At 67.8% G+C, this 16,334-nt stretch carries 14 protein-coding genes and 2 pseudogenes; 6 read left to right on the top strand and 10 right to left on the bottom strand.

Annotated elements, in window-relative coordinates; all coding sequences use genetic code 11:
• Together tmcA and BN996_RS20015 are read left to right on the top strand one after the other, a co-directional pair.
• Positions 1–1,326 (top strand): annotated as a pseudogene (gene tmcA / locus BN996_RS04925) (tRNA(Met) cytidine acetyltransferase TmcA); the annotation flags it as partial.
• A 75-nt stretch (positions 1,327–1,401) separates the two neighbouring features.
• The gene (locus tag BN996_RS20015) at positions 1,402–1,566 is read left to right on the top strand and encodes a DUF8014 family protein (protein WP_167344107.1); all 165 of its coding nucleotides are present in this window, start codon (positions 1,402–1,404) and stop codon (positions 1,564–1,566) included.
• Between the two features lie 114 nt (positions 1,567–1,680).
• On the opposite strand, the gene BN996_RS04920 is transcribed toward BN996_RS20015, so the two are convergent.
• The 6 genes and pseudogenes from BN996_RS04920 to BN996_RS04895 all read right to left on the bottom strand — a co-directional run bounded on the left by BN996_RS04920 (position 1,681) and on the right by BN996_RS04895 (position 7,680).
• The gene (locus BN996_RS04920) at positions 1,681–2,415 is read right to left on the bottom strand and encodes a GNAT family N-acetyltransferase (protein ID WP_089777437.1); all 735 of its coding nucleotides are present in this window, start codon (positions 2,413–2,415) and stop codon (positions 1,681–1,683) included.
• Positions 2,416–2,509: 94 nt separating this feature from the next.
• Positions 2,510–2,922: pseudogene (locus tag BN996_RS04915) on the bottom strand (hypothetical protein).
• Between the two features lie 13 nt (positions 2,923–2,935).
• Positions 2,936–4,600 (bottom strand): FAD-dependent monooxygenase, encoded by a 1,665-nt coding sequence (locus BN996_RS04910; RefSeq protein WP_089777436.1) that lies wholly within the window; start codon positions 4,598–4,600, stop codon positions 2,936–2,938.
• Positions 4,597–6,342 (bottom strand): electron transfer flavoprotein subunit alpha/FixB family protein, encoded by a 1,746-nt coding sequence (locus tag BN996_RS04905; protein ID WP_089777435.1) that lies wholly within the window; start codon positions 6,340–6,342, stop codon positions 4,597–4,599. The genes BN996_RS04910 and BN996_RS04905 overlap by 4 nt, the downstream gene beginning before the upstream one ends.
• 2 nt (positions 6,343–6,344) lie before the next feature.
• Positions 6,345–7,220, bottom strand: coding sequence for an electron transfer flavoprotein subunit beta/FixA family protein (locus BN996_RS04900; protein WP_089777434.1), 876 nt, complete (start codon positions 7,218–7,220; stop codon positions 6,345–6,347).
• A 130-nt stretch (positions 7,221–7,350) separates the two neighbouring features.
• Positions 7,351–7,680 carry a 4Fe-4S dicluster domain-containing protein gene (locus BN996_RS04895; RefSeq protein ID WP_004969399.1) on the bottom strand — a complete coding sequence of 110 codons (330 nt, stop codon included), beginning with the start codon at positions 7,678–7,680 and terminating at the stop codon, positions 7,351–7,353.
• A 169-nt stretch (positions 7,681–7,849) separates the two neighbouring features.
• Between BN996_RS04895 and BN996_RS04890 the strand changes: the two genes are divergently transcribed.
• The gene (locus BN996_RS04890) at positions 7,850–8,329 is read left to right on the top strand and encodes a DUF456 domain-containing protein (protein WP_089777433.1); all 480 of its coding nucleotides are present in this window, start codon (positions 7,850–7,852) and stop codon (positions 8,327–8,329) included.
• A 39-nt stretch (positions 8,330–8,368) separates the two neighbouring features.
• Here BN996_RS04890 and BN996_RS04885 read toward each other — a convergent pair whose 3' ends face one another.
• The 4 genes from BN996_RS04885 to BN996_RS04870 all read right to left on the bottom strand — a co-directional run bounded on the left by BN996_RS04885 (position 8,369) and on the right by BN996_RS04870 (position 13,396).
• Positions 8,369–9,028, bottom strand: a complete 660-nt coding sequence (locus tag BN996_RS04885; RefSeq protein WP_007275186.1) for a cyclase family protein — start codon at positions 9,026–9,028, stop codon at positions 8,369–8,371.
• A 66-nt stretch (positions 9,029–9,094) separates the two neighbouring features.
• Entirely contained in the window at positions 9,095–10,807 is a 1,713-nt protein-coding gene (locus BN996_RS04880) for a glutamate--tRNA ligase (RefSeq protein WP_089777432.1), read from the bottom strand.
• A 190-nt stretch (positions 10,808–10,997) separates the two neighbouring features.
• Positions 10,998–12,044 carry a geranylfarnesyl diphosphate synthase gene (idsA3, locus tag BN996_RS04875; protein ID WP_089777431.1) on the bottom strand — a complete coding sequence of 349 codons (1,047 nt, stop codon included), beginning with the start codon at positions 12,042–12,044 and terminating at the stop codon, positions 10,998–11,000.
• Entirely contained in the window at positions 12,044–13,396 is a 1,353-nt protein-coding gene (locus BN996_RS04870) for a ribonuclease J (RefSeq protein WP_004061394.1), read from the bottom strand. The genes idsA3 and BN996_RS04870 overlap by 1 nt, the downstream gene beginning before the upstream one ends.
• Positions 13,397–13,776: 380 nt before the next feature.
• Between BN996_RS04870 and BN996_RS04865 the strand changes: the two genes are divergently transcribed.
• From BN996_RS04865 to purF, 3 genes are all read left to right on the top strand, one after another.
• Positions 13,777–14,007 (top strand): LSM domain-containing protein, encoded by a 231-nt coding sequence (locus tag BN996_RS04865; RefSeq protein ID WP_004042938.1) that lies wholly within the window; start codon positions 13,777–13,779, stop codon positions 14,005–14,007.
• The gene (locus BN996_RS04860) at positions 14,004–14,180 is read left to right on the top strand and encodes a 50S ribosomal protein L37e (protein WP_004042936.1); all 177 of its coding nucleotides are present in this window, start codon (positions 14,004–14,006) and stop codon (positions 14,178–14,180) included. The genes BN996_RS04865 and BN996_RS04860 overlap by 4 nt, the downstream gene beginning before the upstream one ends.
• Before the next feature lie 395 nt (positions 14,181–14,575).
• Positions 14,576–16,057 carry an amidophosphoribosyltransferase gene (purF, locus tag BN996_RS04855; protein ID WP_004969405.1) on the top strand — a complete coding sequence of 494 codons (1,482 nt, stop codon included), beginning with the start codon at positions 14,576–14,578 and terminating at the stop codon, positions 16,055–16,057.
• Positions 16,058–16,334 lie beyond the last annotated feature (277 nt).

Here is a 16,334-nt window from a genome sequence, read left to right as displayed (position 1 = left end):
GCGGCCGACGCCGACGCGCTCGTCGTGGACGAGGCCGCCGCCCTGCCCGTCAGGCTCCTCGAATCGTTCCTCGCCGCGCCCGCGGTCGCCTTCTGTACGACCGTCCGCGGCTACGAGGGCGCGGGCCGGGGCTTCGCCGTCCGCTTCCGCGACCGCCTCGCCGACGCGGACCGCGAGGTGACCGACGCGCGCCTCGACGACCCGATTCGCTACGCCGCCGGCGACCCCGTCGAGTCGTGGACGTTCCGCGCGCTCCTCCTCGACGCTCGGCCGCCGGTCGACCAGCTCGTCGCGGACGCGACGCCCGATACCGTTTCCTACCGGGCGCTTTCGCCCGACGACCTGCTGGCTGACGAACACCTGCTCCGCGAGGCGTTCGGCCTGCTCGTCCTCGCGCACTACCGGACCGAACCGGACGACCTCGCCCGCCTCCTCGACGCGCCGAACCTGACGCTCCGGGCGCTCACCCACGAGGGCCGAGTCGTCTCGGTCGCGCTCCTCGCCCGCGAGGGCGGCCTCGACGCCGACACCCGCCGGCACATGTACGACGGCGGCCGCATCCGCGGGAACATGCTCCCCGACGTGTTCACGAGCCAACTCCGCGACGAGGCGGCGGGCGTCCCCGTCGGCTACCGCGTGATGCGCATCGCCACCCACCACGCCGTCCGGTCGTCCGGCCTCGGCTCGCGGCTCCTCTCGGAGGTACGCGACGAGTTCGCGGGCGACGCGGACTACCTCGGCGTCGGCTTCGGCGCGACGCCCGAGCTCCTCTCGTTTTGGCGCGACAACGGCTACGGGACGGTCCACCTCTCGACCACCAGAAACGACACCAGCGGCGAGTACTCGGCGCTCATGATGCGCCCCCTGTCGCCCGCCGGCCGCGACCTCCGGGACCGCCACGCCGAGTGGTTCCTCGGCCGCGTCGGCGACGTGCTCGGCGACGCGCTCTCGGACCTCGACGCCGACGTGGCGCGGGCCGCCCTCGCCGCCGTCGACACCGCCGCCGAACCGGACCTCTCCGAGTACGAGTGGCGCGTCGTCGTGGGCGCGTCGTACGGGCCGGGACTCTACACGACCGCCCCCGGCGCGTTCCGGCGACTCGGCCTCGCGCACCTCACGAACCCCGAGCGCGCGTCGCTTACGCCCCGGGAGGAGCGCCTGCTCGTCCGAAAGGTGTTTCAGACGCACTCGTGGGACGCCGTCGCCGACGAACTCGACTTCCACTCCACCGCGGGTGCAATGCGCGCGCTCGGCGACGCCTACGAACCGCTCGTCGACGAGTACGGCACCGACGCGGCCCGCGCAGAGCGCGAGCGGTTCCGGTGACGGCCGGAGGTCGGAGGGCGAGTCTGTCGCCCCCTCGCCGACACACCGATAGTCGTCGGAGCCGACGCTCCCCGTATGGCCGACTGTAGCGAACCCGACTGCGAGAACGTCGCGGCGGTCAGGCTCTACGTGCCGTTGGACGCCGACAGGGACGTCTGTACGGCTCACGCGAGGGCGCTCGTCCAGCAGGACGGCGTCGTCGCCGAACCCCTCGACGGGGCCGAAGACGACTGGTCGTAAGCCGGTCGGGTGGTCGCGCGACCGGTCGCACGCGGGGCAGTCGCAGACCCACGCCTCGCTGGCGGGGGCGACGACGCGCAGAAATTCGGGGTTAGGAGCGAGGCGAGTCCGCGCTCACCGGAGCGAGACGGCCATCATCACTTCGTCGACGTAGTCGCCGTCTATCTTGTAGTGACCGTCGCGGACGGCTTCGGTCTCCCAGCCGTGGCCTTCGAGGAACGCGATTGCCTCCTCGTTGGTCGCCGGGATGCTGTTGTAGAGCTTCTCGAAGCCGCGCTCGCGCGCCCAGTCGACGCCGCGGTCGAGGAGTCTGCTCCCGATGCCGTTGCCGCGGAACTCCGGTCGCGTGCCGACCGTCAGGACGGCGGTGTGGCTCAGTTTCTCCGCCTCGGGCAGGTCGAGGTGGACCCAGCCGGCGAGTTCGTCGCCGACGGTGGCGACGAACACCATCCGGGAACTGACCTCGTTGTGTCGGAGGACGACCTCCTCGTGGTCGAGCAGGTCCGCGACCGTCTCGGCCTCGATGTACCGGCCCTCGTCAGCGACCTCGTGGATGGCGTCGACGAGGCTTTCGAGGTCGACGTTCTGGGCTATCCGAATCGTCACGTCGAGGTCGCCGAGTTCGACCGTCTCCTCCTCGCCGGGCGCGTAAGCCACCTCGACGTGGTTGCCGACCTTTCGGATGTAGCCGTCGCGTCGCAGGACGGTCAGATGCGCCCCCAGCGCCGCCGGCTCGAAGTTGAGCGCCCGCCGCACCTCGTCCTCGCGGACGGTCCCGTTGCGCTCGATGTACTCGTAGATGTCCTTGCGGTCTTTGTGTCCGAAGTTGAGACTGTCAGTTACTTCCATGGTACTCAATCACACTCATGATTAATAATTGTTGTTCGTGTCGGGTTCGCCGAGAGTCGCCGGCACCGACGGGTGAAACGGGGCCGCGGCCCCCTCAGCGCCGCTCGGGGACGCAGGTCAAGAGTTGGGCGGTATCGACCACGTCGTGGGTCCGAAGCAGGACTTCGGCGGCCTCGCGCACCGTGAAGTCCGCGTCGAGGTCGACGCCGTAGCACCGGGCGTACATGGCGAGCCAGTCGTTCATCGCCCGGTGGAGAAGTTCGAACTCCTCGCCGGTAAACGAGACCAGCCGGTCGCCCGTCCGCGCGCTGACGTACAGCGAGACCGCGGGGCCGACGCCGTCGCGGGCGCATTCGAGGGCGGGTCGAACGACTCCCGCGCCTCCCGCGCCTCGGCGGCGAGGGCTCTGGCGCGCTCCCCGAACCGAACGTCTTCGGGGTGGCGCTCCTCGGCACCGCGACCGTCGGCGACGGGGCGGGCGTCCGAATGGGTCGCGTCGCGGCTCATCTTCGCACCCCCGTCACCCCCACTTGAACTCGACGCCCTTGTCGCCGCGCGGGTGGGTCCACTCGGTGTCGGCGACGACGGCGCAGGTGCCGCACTCGACGCAGGGCTGGGTGTCGAGGCTGACGACGCGCTCCTCGGTGCCGTTGGTCCGGACGACCTCCTCGCGGTAACAGCCGCCGCCGAAGTCGACCGCCGAGACCGGACAGGCCGCCACCGCGGCCCCGCTCGCCTCGTAGGACTCGTCGCGGAGCGTGATGTGCGGGTTGCCGATGTCGGTGTCGTAGGTCAGCCCGCCGATGCGGGCTTCGAGGTCCGGCGGCGTCACGGAGTTGGTCTCGCGCACTCGCGTCCCCAACTCCTCGGCGATGACCGTCGGGAGCGTGACGTAGGGCGTCCGCGTGTCCGGCATCAGCGCCGACAGCGTCGGGACGTTGTAGAGGCGTTCGAGCCGCCCCGAGAGCGCCCGGACGCCGGCGCGCCCGACCGCCGAGGTGAGCACCGAATCGACCACGCCGGTCACGCCGTCGTCCTCGGCGACGCCGCGGAGCAGTTCGTAGCCGCGGGGCCGGAGCTTCTTCATCACGCCCTCGCTCCGGAGTTTGCGGGCGTAGCGCGTCCCCGCCTTCTCCGGTTCGTTGCGCGATTTGGCCTGCGCGTACGACTCCGCGGCGAGCGCGCCGGCGGTGACGGCGTGGTTCATGCCCTTGATGATGGGCCCCTGCGCCTGCATCTGGCCGGCCGCGTCGCCGACGAGGAGCAGGCGACCGAAGTGCGGTTCGCGCAGGGCGACCTTCTTCGAGTCGGGGACGAGCTTCGCGCTGTACTCCAGTTCGGTGTAGTCGTCGCCGAGCCACTGCGCGAGGAGCGGGTGGGTCAGAAGCCCGTCCAGTAACTCGTGCGGCTCGGCCTCCTCGGCGACGAGGCTGTCGAGGTGGAACACCGTTCCGAGCGACAGCGTGTCGCGGTTCGTGTAGAGGAAGCCGCCGCCGCGGACGCCCTCGAACAGGTCGCCCGAGAACAGGTGGGCCGCGCCCTCGTCGTCGGCCACGTCGAACCGGTCGGCGATGGCGTCCTCCGGCATGTCGACGACGGCCTTGACGCCCTGGAACCACTCGTCGGGCTCGTCCCAGTCCATCAGGCCCGCGTCGCGGGCGAGTTCGGAGTTCACCCCGTCGGCCGCGACGATGACGTCGGCGGTTATCGGGTCGAGTTCGTCCAGCGTGACGCCGACGATGCGGCCCTCCTCGCGGAGCAGGCCGTTGACGTGGACGCCCGTCAGGAGGCCGCCGCCGGTCTCGCGGGTCCGCTCGTGGACGCGGTCTTCGAGCCACGAGTCCATCTTCCGCCGGAGGACCGAGTCGGACCACTCGGTGTCGTGTTCGTGCAGGTCGGTGAGGTCGAACGACTCGACCTTGTCGCCGGCGATGTTGTGGATGCGGTACTTCGTGATGGGCCGCTCGGCGGCTGCCTCGCGGAAGCCCGGAAAGAGGTCGTCGATGGTGTAGGGCGCGGACTCCTCGGCGTAGATGAGCCCGCCCGAGACGTTCTTCGACCCGGCCTCGACGCCGCGTTCGAGGACGAGCGTCTCGATGCCGTAGTTGGCGAACGTCGCGGCCGCCGCCGCGCCGCCGGGACCCGCCCCGACGACGAGCGCCTCGTAGTGTTCGTAGTCGCTCATCGGGACTCACCCCTGTCGTCCGCGCCAGCGCCAGCGCCAGCGTCGGGCGTTCCGGTCGGCGGCGTCGACGCCGCGCGCCCCCCGTCGCTGGCGACCGCCGCCTCGAACCGGCCCTCCTTGAGCGCCGTCGTCAGCCTCGGGAGGACTTCGAACAGGTCGCCCTCGATGAAGTAGTCCGAGAAGTCGCGGATTCGGGCGTCGGGGTCGGTGTTGACGGCGACGATGGTGTCCGACTCGTCCATGCCGACCTTGTGCTGGACCGCGCCGGAGATACCCGCCGCGACGTAGAGTTTCGGCGCGACGACCTGTCCCGTCTCGCCTATCTGTCGGTCCTCGTGGGTGTACTGCTCGACGTGGCCGTCGAAGTTGAACGACCCCGTGACGATGCCGCGGGTGACGCCGACGTCGGCGTCCTCGAACTGGTCGGCGAGGTCCAAGGCGAGTTCGATACCCTTCGTCGGGTCGTCGCCGATGCCGCGGCCGACCGCCACGATGACGTCGTGGCCCGTCAGGTCGACGCCCTCGTCGAGCCGGTCGAAGTCGGTGACGGTGACGCGGAACCAGTCGTCGTCGAGCGGGGCGTCGTGTTCGACCACGAGGCCCTCGCGCTCGGCGTCGGGTTCGGGCAGGTCGAAGCTCCCCGGGATGACAGACGCGCCCTGCGGGTGGAACTCCCGCGTCGGGTTGTCGATACAGAGAATCGTCGAGTACTCGAAGCCCGAGAAGTCCGGGCGCTTCATGTGCAGGACGCGCTGGAACTCCTTTTTCTCGCCGGCGACGCCGGTCTTGACCGGGTTCGAGATGACCTCCTCCGTGATGTACAGCCCCGAGCAGTCGCTGGCGAGGCCGGAGTCGAGTTCGGCCTGCACGAGCGCCGAGAGGTCCCGGCCGTTGTTCGTCGCCGGGAACAGCACGTACCGCGGCTTGTCGTAGTCGCGCCACGACTCGTCGCGGCCGTCCGTGACCTCGAAGTTCTGGTGGGTGGCTCCCGCGCGGGCCATGTCGCAGAATATCTCGGTGTACGGCTTGTGCTGGAAGCGTTCGAGCCGGGCGTCCTCGCGGACGACGACCACGTCCGCGCCGTAGGCGATGACGTCCTCGACGTGTTTCGACACGTCGGAGCCGATGAGCACCGCGACGACCCGCTCGTCGGCAGCGTAGTCGTCGTTGTACGCGTCCATCAGCTCGCGGGCCTTGCCGAGCATCTCCTTGGACACGTCCACGAGTTCGCCCGCCTGCGTCTCGCAGTAGACCCACATGTCGCGGTAGACGCCGCCGTGGAGCGACCGGACGTGCCGCTTGTCGCGGGTCGGATGGTCGAGGTCCGGATGGCGCTCCTCGGGCGGCCGTTCGTCCACCTCGACTTCCGTGTCCTCCTCGTCGCTTCCCTTCACCGAGTCGATGCGGTTGCTGATGAGTCGCTTCACCGGGTCGCGGTTCTCGCCGGCCTCCTCGCGTTCGAGGAGCGCTTCGAGCTCCGAGACCTCCTCGACGTTCTGGAGGGTGTTCCCGACTTCCGCGGTGCTCATCGACGCGAGGTCCAGTTCGTCCGCGTCCGCCGGCTCCTCGTCGTCCTCGGAGAACTTCTCGATGCGGCTCTCGATGAGCGCGACGGCCGGCGCGCGGTTCTGCCCGCGGTGTTCCGCCTGCAGAATCTCCTCTAGCTCGCCGAGGTCGTCGATGTCCTTGATGGCCGGGCCGAGCTCCGAAATCTCGTAGTCGCCGGGGTCGAAGTCGGTCACGCTCAGTCACCCCCCGCGGCCGCGGCGTCGCCGCCGTCGCCCGCCGACTGCATCGCGGACAGCACGTCCTGCATGGCCCCCGCGTCGTCCGGGTCGACCATCGTCGCCTCCCGCTCCGCCGGTGCCTTCGGAATCGGGTCGACCGACGAGACGATGGTCGGCGAGCCGTCGAGACCGATGTAGTCCGGGTCGACGTTGATGTCGGCGTGGTCCCGCACCGTCAGGTGCTCCTCGTAGTTCTCGGCGCGCGCCTTCGTCTCCTCGCGTAAGTCCTTCAGCGTCAGGCGCTCGCCCGCCGTCCGATACGACGGCTCGAACTCGGGGTCCGCGACGACGAACGCCGGAAGCTCCGTCTCGACTGTCTCTATCTCCTCGATGTCGCCTTCGACCAGTCGCTTGGCCCGCAGGGTCCCCTCCTCCTCGTCGATGTCGAGGGAGATGACGTGCGTGACGAGCGGCATGTCGAGACACCAGTCCGTCTGCGGGCCGGTGTGGCCCGTCTCCCCGTCCGCGGTCTTGAACCCGGCGAACACCACGTCCGGTTCGCCGAGCGTCTCGATGCCCGCGCTGAGGGTGATGGCCGTCGCCCACGTGTCGGCGGCCGCCATCTCGCGGTCCGAGACGAGGTGGAGGTCGTCGGCGTACACCGTCTCCATCGCCTCCTGTAACACCTCCTTGTACCCCGGCGGACCCATGCTCATCACGCTCACTCGCCCGCCGTGTCGAACCCGCGTCTGGAGCGCCGCCTCCAGCGCGAAGCGGTCGTTCGGATTCATCACTGTGGGCGTCTTTCCCCGTTCGAGATGCCCGTCCTCGTCGAACGATACCTGGCCCTCCCGGAAGTCGGGCACGCCTTTGGTAAGTACCACCATGTGCATTGAGAACACTCTCCAGTTAATGCTAGCTCATATTCATAATAATCTTTTGTACTAGGTGGCCGGAACGTCTGCGCCGCTCGGCGGCGTCGCTGGCGGCGGCGTCACCCGCAAAAAATCGGGGTTTCTTCCCTCAGATGCGTCCCGCTCGCCCGGGGTCGACGTCGATGGCGTCGACCGGGCAGACGTCGACACAGAGCATGCAGTCGATACACTGGTCTTCGTGGGTCGGTTCGGCCTTGATGTCCGACTCGGGGTGGTCGGGCGTGTCGACCCACGTGAACACGTCCACGGGGCAGTCCTCCAGACACGCCCCGTCGGCGAGACAGATGTCGAAGTCCACCGCGACGTGCGTGCCGTGGATGCCGAGTTTCTCCGGCGGTTCGACCGGTCCCCAGACGGCCACGCCGTTTTCCTCTCCGACCTTCTCTCTGTTTGCCTCGAACTGCGGGTCGATAGCCATGACTCTTAGTGACATATTCCGGTAGAGGCAATAAACTATCCCCCGAACGGGCGCGAAACCGGGTCGCGCGGCGCGCGAATCGGTGGCCCATTACACTCACCGTTTCCCGCCGCAGTCTCGACGCGCCCACTCGGTGGGGTGAATAGCCCCCGGCCCGAACCACCCCGGTATGGACGTGTTCCTCTGGATTGCGCTCGCCCTCCTGGTCCTCGGCGTCGTCGGGAGCGTGCTCCCGCTTCTCCCCGGCGCGCTCCTGTCCGTGCTCGGTGTGGTCGTCTACTGGGTGGCGTCCGGCTTTTCGGACCCCGGTCCCATCGCGTTCGTCGGGCTGACCCTCGTCGGCCTCGTCGCGCTCGTCACCGACTACGCCGGCGGGATGGTCGCCGCACGGTTCGGCGGCGCGTCGACTCGAACGTCGATTATCGCCGGCGTCGCCGGCTTCCTGCTCATGTTCCTCATCGGCCCGCTCGGCATCTTCGTCGGCGTCGCGGGCACCGTCTTCGCCCTCGAATACCTCGACCATCAGGACGCCGAAGAGAGCGGTCGGCGCGCCCTCGTCGCCACCGTCGGCGTCCTCGCCACCGCGGCGGTACAGGCCCTGTTGACGTTCTCGATGCTCGTCGGGTTCGTCCTGACCGTGGTGGTCTGAGCGCCGACCGGTTTCGCGTTCCCCCCGGTTCCCGCCGACTCACCGCTCGTCTCGACGCCGAATCAGCCCCGTCTCCGCGTCGGCGACGACCCGGGCGGGCGCGCCGTCGGCGTCCACCCGAAGCGGCATGACGTAGAGGTCGAACGTCCGGTCGGTCGGGAGCGCGTCCAACCCGCGGAGGTTCTCGACGACGAGGAGGCCCGCCCCGAGAATCGCGTGGTGGGCGGGCACGTCGTCGCCGCCGGTCGGGTCGGGGCTGAGCGCGTCGATACCGACAGACAGCCCCCGGTCCGCGCAGGCACGGGCTGTCTCCGGCGCGAGCGCCGGGTGGTCGGTCATGCGCTCGGTTCCCCACTCGTCGTCCCAGCCGGTCCGGAACACGAGGAAGTCCACACGCGGTTCGAGGTGTTCTGGAATCGCGTCCGGTCCGATTCGGCCGCGGGCCCCCGCGTCTCGGCAGTCGATGGCCCGAGCGGTGAACCGGAGGTCCTCGACCGGGAAGTCGTCGAGCGTCGCGCCGTCCGGCTCGGTGTGGGCGGGGGCATCGACGTGCGTGCCCGCGTGGGTTCCGAGTTCGAGCCGCGAGACGCGGTAGCCGTCGGCGTCGAAGTCGGCGTGCGACTCGACTGTGACTGGCGGGTCGCCGGGGTACGTCGGCATCCCCGTTTCGACGCGGCGGGTGAGGTCGAGGAGGGTCATACGACTCCTTAGGCGCGGGTGGGTAAAACGAGTGTTCGTGTCGAGAGCGACTGTCCGTCGCTCGGCTTACTTGTGCGCGAAGTAGACGACCGTCTCGTCGTCGCCGCGGTCGTCCACGCGGACGAAGCCGACGCGCTCGAACTGGACGAGTTCGTCCTCGGGCACGTCGCCGAAGTCGGGCTCAGCGACGCCCGTCACGTCGCCGTCCATGGTGCGCATGCGGACCGAGACGCCGTCGGTCGGGACCCAGTGAATCACGGCCACGTCGCCCTCGCGGACCACGTCGAGGTCGTCGCCGGTGGCGACGAGCGAGTCGCCCTCGCGGCGGACCGCGCCGAAGCCCTTCAGCCAGACGCGCTCGCCCTCGGCGGGCACGTCGCCCGATTCGAGGCGGACGCTGTCGCCGACGGGGATGCCGCGGGTGCCGCGCTCCTCGAAGCTCGGGTGGAGCGGCGGGTGGGCGCTGTCTGGGCCGCCCTCAACGGCGAACTCCTCTCCGTCTCGAACGAGGAAGTACCGGTCCGTCTCGTCGTCGACGAGGTCGCGATTGTTCGCGTACACCGTCGACATCGACAGGTCGACGTTCGAGGTGGAGGTGCCGAGGCCGACCATCGCGTCCACGATGGCCTGCCCGCGGATGCCGCGGCGGCGGAGGCTCTTGATGGTCGGCACGCGCGGGTCGTCCCAGCCTTCGACCTCGCCCGCGTCGATGAGTTCCTTGATGCTCGACGTGGACATCTTCACGTCGTAGGCGTCGACCTGCACGTGGCCCCAGTGGACGATTTCGGGGTAGTCCCAGCCGAAGTAGTCGTAGACGAACTGCTGGCGCTTCGCGGAGTCCTGCAGGTCGATGCCGCGGATGATGTGGGTGACGCCCGTGAGGTGGTCGTCGACGCCCGACTGGAAGTCGAGCATCGGCCACGCGCGGTAGTCGGCCGCCTCCTCGCGGGGGTGCGGCGTGTCTATCATGCGGAAGGCGACCCAGTCGCGGAGCGCGGGGTTCTTGTGTTCGATGTCGGTCTTGACGCGGAGGACCATCTCGCCCGAACTGTACTCGCCTGCGACCATGCCCTCGAACTCCTCGCGGGTCGTCTCGGCGTCCTTGTCGCGGTGCGGACAGGGCTTCCCGTCGTTCTTCAGGTTCGAGAACTCCTCGCCCGAACACGAACAGGTGTACGCGCCGCCCATCTCGATGAGTTCGCGGGCGTAATCGTAGTACGTCTCCACCCGGTCGGAGGCGCGAATCACGTCGTCGGGCTCGAACCCGAGGTAGTCGATGTCGTCGAGGATGGCGTCGTAGGCCGTCAGGTCCGGGCGCTTCGTCTCCGGGTCGGTGTCGTCGAACCGGACGAGGAAGGAGCCGTCGTACATCTCCTTGTACGTCCCGATGACCGCGGGCATGCGGGCGTGGCCGAGGTGCCACGGGCCGTTTGGGTTCGGCGCGGCGCGCATGCGGACCTCGTCGTACTCCTCGGCGTTCGGGAGGTCGGGAAGGAGGGCGTCGTCCGCTTCCTCCTCGGCTTCCATCTCGGCGAGTTCCTCGGGCGCGAGCTCTTCGAGTCGCTCGCGCTTTTCGTCGGCGGACAGCCGGTTGACCTCGGCGACGACGGGACCGATGAGCCCCGGAATCTCGCCGCCGTGCTGTCGGAAGTCGGGGTTCTCGCCCATCAGCGGACCCATAATCGCGCCCACGTCGGCGTCGCTGTCGTGTTTGACCGCGTTGAGAAGCGCGTGCTTCTCGGCCTCTCGCTCGATGCGCTCTCGAAGCTCGTCGTCCATTACCGTTCGCTTCCGCGGCGCGCCTAAAAACAGGCCCGGATTGCGGGGAAGGGTCCTCGCGCGGGCAGGGGTACGTCATATGTTAGCACTTCAGAGTAAATATGAGTTACGGCGCGACTCGGGGACGGAGCGGTTCGAAGAGAAAAGCGCACGGCCGCGGTTCGCGGGTTGCGGCGAGCGCGCCGCGCGTTCAGTAGCCGCGGGTGATGAGGTAGTCCGCGATGTCGCACAGCAGGTCGCGGGCCTCGTTATCCGGGAGGACGTCGAGCCGCGACTTGGCCTGTTCGGTGAGGTCTTCGGCCATCTCGCGGGCGTAGTCGATGCTTCCCGCCTCGTTCAGTTCGGCGACGGCGGCTTCGACGGCGTCTTCGGTGAGTTCCTCGGCCGTCTCGGCGTCGACGAGGTCGTCCACGTCGATGCCCTGCTGACGCGCGTGGAGCGAGATGATGGTCTCTTTGTTCTCCACGAGGTCCGAGCCGCGCTGTTTGCCGAGCTGGTCGGACGGTACGGTCAGGTCGAGCACGTCGTCTTGAATCTGGAACGCGCTCCCGGACTCGATGCCGTACTGGTAGAGCGCCTCGACGACCTCGTCGTCAGCGCCCATGATGACCGCCGGAACGGCGGCGGCGGTCCCGTAGAGAACCGCCGTCTTCAGTTCGACCATCTGGAGGTACTCGTCAGGGAGCACCTCGGTGCGGTGCTCGAATTCGATGTCGAGCGCCTGCCCCTCGCAGATCTGCGTGCAGGTGGTCGCAAGTCGGCGGACGGCTTCGAGACCGTCGGCGGGGTCAGCACCCGTCTTCGTCAGGAGTTCGAACGCCTTGGCGTACAGCGTGTCGCCGGCGAGGATGGCGGTCGAGTTGTCGTACTCCTTGTGGACCGCCGGGACGCCGCGACGGAGGTCGTCGTCGTCCATGATGTCGTCGTGGATGAGCGTGAACGACTGGATGACTTCGATGCTCACGGCCGCGACCATCACGTCGATGGCGTCGCCCGCGAGCGTCGGGAACGCCCGGTAGTCCTCCGACATCGGTTCGACGTCCGCGAGGGACTCCGCGGTCAGGAGTGAGACGGTCGGCCGGAGGCGCTTGCCGCCGGCTTGCAGGAGGTACCGGGAGGCCTCGTAGAGCCGCTCGGGCTCGGCCATCGGCACGTCCTCGTCGAGCGCCTCGTTGACGAGTTCGCGTCGCTCGCGAATCGCCTCAAGCACCCGCTTTTCCGTCGCGTCGGGAGTCATCACTCCACCAGCTGGATCATGTTGCCGTTCCGCGTGACGTGGAGGTCGCGACCGAGGGCGTAGCCCTGACTCTCCGCGAGGTCCACGTACGGAGCGAAGCCTTTCAGGTTCTGGTGAGCCGGGATGACGTGCTGGGGCTGGAGCGCCTGCAGCATCTCGTAGTGGCCCTCCTCGCGGAGGTGGCCCGAGACGTGAATCTCGTCGTAGATGCGCGCGCCCTGCATGCGGAGGAGGCGCTCGGACTGGTAGCGCTGGCCCTCGTTCGTCGGCTCCGGGATGACCCGCGCCGAGAAGATGACCTTGTCGCCGTCGTCGATCTCGTACGGCGTCTCGCCGCGGCCCATGCGGGTGAGCATCGCGCGCGGCTCGCCCTGGTGGCCCGTGACGATGGGCAGGTAGTTCTCCTTGCCCTCCTTCATGATTCGCTTGAAGGTGCGGTCGACGGACTTGCGGTGGCCGTACATCCCGAGGTCGTCGGGGAGGTCGACGAAGCCGAGGCGCTCGGCGGTGCCGGAGTACTTCTCCATCGAGCGGCCGAGGAGGACCGGCTGACGGCCGATGTCCTTGGCGAACTCGACGAGCGAGGAGACCCGAGAGATGTGCGACGAGAACGTCGTCGCGACGATGCCGCCGTCGTAGTCCTCGACGGAGGTCATCACGTCTTTGAGGTGGCGGCGCGCGACGGACTCGGAGGGCGTGCGGCCCTTCCGGCCGGCGTTCGTACAGTCTTCGATGTACGCGAGGACGCCGTTGCCCTCGCGGCCGATCTCGCGGAAGCGCTTCATGTCGATGGGGTCTTCGAGGACCGGCGAGTGGTCCATGCGCTTGTCGAGACCGTAGACGATTGCGCCCTCGGGCGTGTGGATGACCGGGTTGATGGCGTCGATGATGGAGTGGGTGACGTGGACGAATTCGAGTTCGACCTGTCCGGAGTCACCGATGGACATCGTCGACCCGGCTTCCATCTTGACGAGGTCGTTGTTGACGTTGAACTTGTTCTCGCCTTCGATCTGCTGTTTCACCAGTTCGATGGTGAAGGGCGTCGCGACGACGGGGGCGTCGTAGCGGTGGGCGAGCTTGGAGATGGCCCCGATGTGGTCGAGGTGGCCGTGCGTGGGGACGATGGCCTGCACGTCTCCTTCGAGGTCGCTCATGACCCGGTCGTCCGGGATAGCGCCCATGTCGATGAGGTCGAGGCTGTGCATCTTTTCGGTCTCGACGTTGTCGTGGATGAGGACCTGCGACAGGTTGAGACCCATGTCGAAGACGACGACGTCGTCTCCGGCACGGACGGCCGTCATCTGACGGCCGACTTCTTCGTATCCGCCTATGGTTGCGATTTCGATTTCCATGGTTTGTGTCTCGATATTCCGAGCATCGAAAGCCACGATGTGGCGAAGGTGCTCACGGAAAGACGGGTGTCTGGGGGCCACCGGCCCCGGCGTCTTGCAGCTCGTCGGTCGAATGACCCCGCGTACGAGACGGCCCGAACCGGTCGAACTGGGCGCGCCCGCACTTACCCGCGGGTTTCTGGTACTGAGTTCTACTCACGGGGGTACTAAAAACTACGTGGGTTCACCGCGTCCGCACGCCCGTACCCGTGGGAATCTCTCGCTCGATTCGCGGTCACCTGTCCGTTCGACGACGATTTCGCCTTCGAACGACCAGGTTTGACGCTATCGAGCACTGTCGGTCCGGCACCTTTAAGACAACTACGAGACGGATTTGATGCATGAGCGGCCGACCCCTCGACGTCCTCGAAGCGTCACTCGACGAGCCGGTGACGGTTCTCCTCAAGGACGGAAACGCGTACTTCGGCGTCCTCGCTGGTTACGACCAGCACATGAACGTCGTACTCGAAGAAGCGCTGGACGAAGACACCGTGCCCGGGGATATCGAACTCGAGCAAGTCCAAGACACAACCATTATACGCGGCGATAACGTCGTCACCATCAAAGCATGACGGGTGCAGGAACCCCCAGCCAAGGAAAGAAGAACAAGACGACGCACGTCAAGTGCCGTCGCTGCGGCGAGAAGTCCTACCACGTGAAGAAGAAGGTCTGCTCGTCTTGCGGCTTCGGTAAGTCGAAGAAGCGTCGGAGCTACGCCTGGCAGTCGAAGTCCGGCGACAACTAACGACTCTCGACGGTCTCCGACCGTCTCTGTCTTCTCTCTCGCCGTCTGCGGCGAGAACGAACCCGCGTTCCTGACTCCCGGTTCGTCCTCGCACCCGTGACACTCGCTAGCACCGAGTACGGGTCGTCCTCGGCGCTCGCCGACTGCGTGCGCGCTTCCTCGCGCGTCGTCGTCGCCTCCGCGGCCGTCTTCGTCACTACTCCCCGACGAGCACCGTCGTCATCCCTGCAACAGCCAGCGTCTCCGTGGCTGACGTCACCGCGCTTCGCCACGTCGTCGTCCGCAGTTCCGTCGCACGCCGAGATATGCACGTATGTGTATATTTGCTGGTTTCTGAACCCGTCGTTACTGCATAAGGACGGGTTTTTTACCCCCTCGACTCTCTATCGTCTTCCATGGTAACTGGGCGGGACGACTCCCACCACCACATCGGCGGACCGACCGAGAAGTGCGGTGTCGTCGGCGTCGCACTCGGCGGTCGAGACGCCGCACGACCCCTGTACTACTCGCTGTACGCCCTCCAGCACCGGGGCCAAGAGTCCGCAGGCATCGTCACCCACGACGGGTTCCAACAGCACAGTCACGTCCAGATGGGTCTCGTCGGCGACGCGTTCGGTGCCGACGACCTCGACGGCCTGAAGGGCGAGGCGGGCATCGGTCACGTCCGCTACCCCACCGCCGGCGACGTGTCGAAGTCGTGCGCCCAGCCGTTCGCCGTCTCGTTCAAGTCGGGGTCGCTCGGCCTCGCGCACAACGGCAACCTCGTCAACGCCGACGAACTCCGCGACGAACTGGAGAACTTCGGTCACGCCTTCACCTCCACGGGCGACACCGAGGTCATCGCCCACGACCTCGCGCGCAACCTCCTCGAAGAGGACCTCGTCCGCGCCGTCAAGCGGACCATGGAGCGCATCCACGGCTCGTACGCGCTCACCATCATGCACGACGAGACGGTCCTCGGCGTGCGCGACCCCGAGGGGAACCGCCCGCTCTGCATCGGGAAAGTCGACGACGGCTACGTGCTCGCCTCCGAGTCTGCCGCCATCGACACGCTCGACGGCGAACTCGTCCGCGACGTGAAACCGGGCGAACTCGTCGTGCTCGACCCCGACGGAAGCGGCTTCGACTCGTATCAACTGGTCGAACGCGACAACACGGCCCACTGCTTTTTCGAACACATCTACTTCGCCCGCCCGGACTCCGTGATGAACGACACGCTCGTCTACGAGGTCCGCCGCGGGCTCGGCCGGAAGCTCTGGGAGGAAAACGGCGTCGACACCGACGTCGTCATGCCCGTCCCCGACTCGGGTCGCGCGTTCGCCTCCGGCTACGCCGAGGCCGCGCAGGAAGACGACGCGACAGTCGAGTTCGCCGAGGGGCTGATGAAGAACCGCTACGTCGGTCGGACGTTCATCATGCCGACCCAAGACGAGCGCGAGCGCGCCGTCCGCCTGAAGCTCAACCCCATCAAGAGCACCGTCGAGGGGAAGTCCGTGACGCTCATCGACGACAGCATCGTCCGCGGGACGACCTCGAACCAACTCGTCCAACTGCTGTACGACGCCGGCGCGACCGAGGTCCACATGCGAATCGGCGCGCCGCCCATCGTCGCGCCCTGCTACATGGGCATCAACATGGCCACCCGCGAGGAGCTCATCGCCTCGGACAAGTCCGTCGAGGAGGTCCGCGACACTATCGACGCCGACAGCCTCGGTTACCTCTCTATCGACTCCGTCGCCGAGGTGCTCGAAAAGTCCCGCGCCGACCTCTGTCTCGGCTGTGTCACCGGCGAGTACCCCTACGACATCGACGGCGAGGAGACCGACCGCGACGTGAGCCGTCCCGTCGTCGGTGCCGAAGCGCCGCTGAGCGACTGAGTTCCCCCGTCTCGTCCCCCCGACCTATCGCTCCGCCTGACAGTCACCGAGAGCCTCGATAGCATAATCAACGCGGCCTTTCTTTTCTCTCGCGCCCGTCGTTCGAACCGTACTCCGACTCGCCGAGGACCGGGTTGCGAGCGGAGTACGGAGTGCGAATCGACGGGGTGGTGTAACACCGCGGGAGGGCCCGCACATCCCGTCTCTGTGACCTGCCGGTCGCACCGCGTACTACCGCCCGTCCGCACCGGCCCTCGGGCCGCGCGCCAGCCGCGGG

The sequence above is a fragment of the Haloferax massiliensis genome, assembly GCF_001368915.1.
In the GTDB taxonomy this organism is placed as follows: domain Archaea; phylum Halobacteriota; class Halobacteria; order Halobacteriales; family Haloferacaceae; genus Haloferax; species Haloferax massiliensis.
This window is presented reverse-complemented; position numbering and strand designations above follow the sequence as displayed.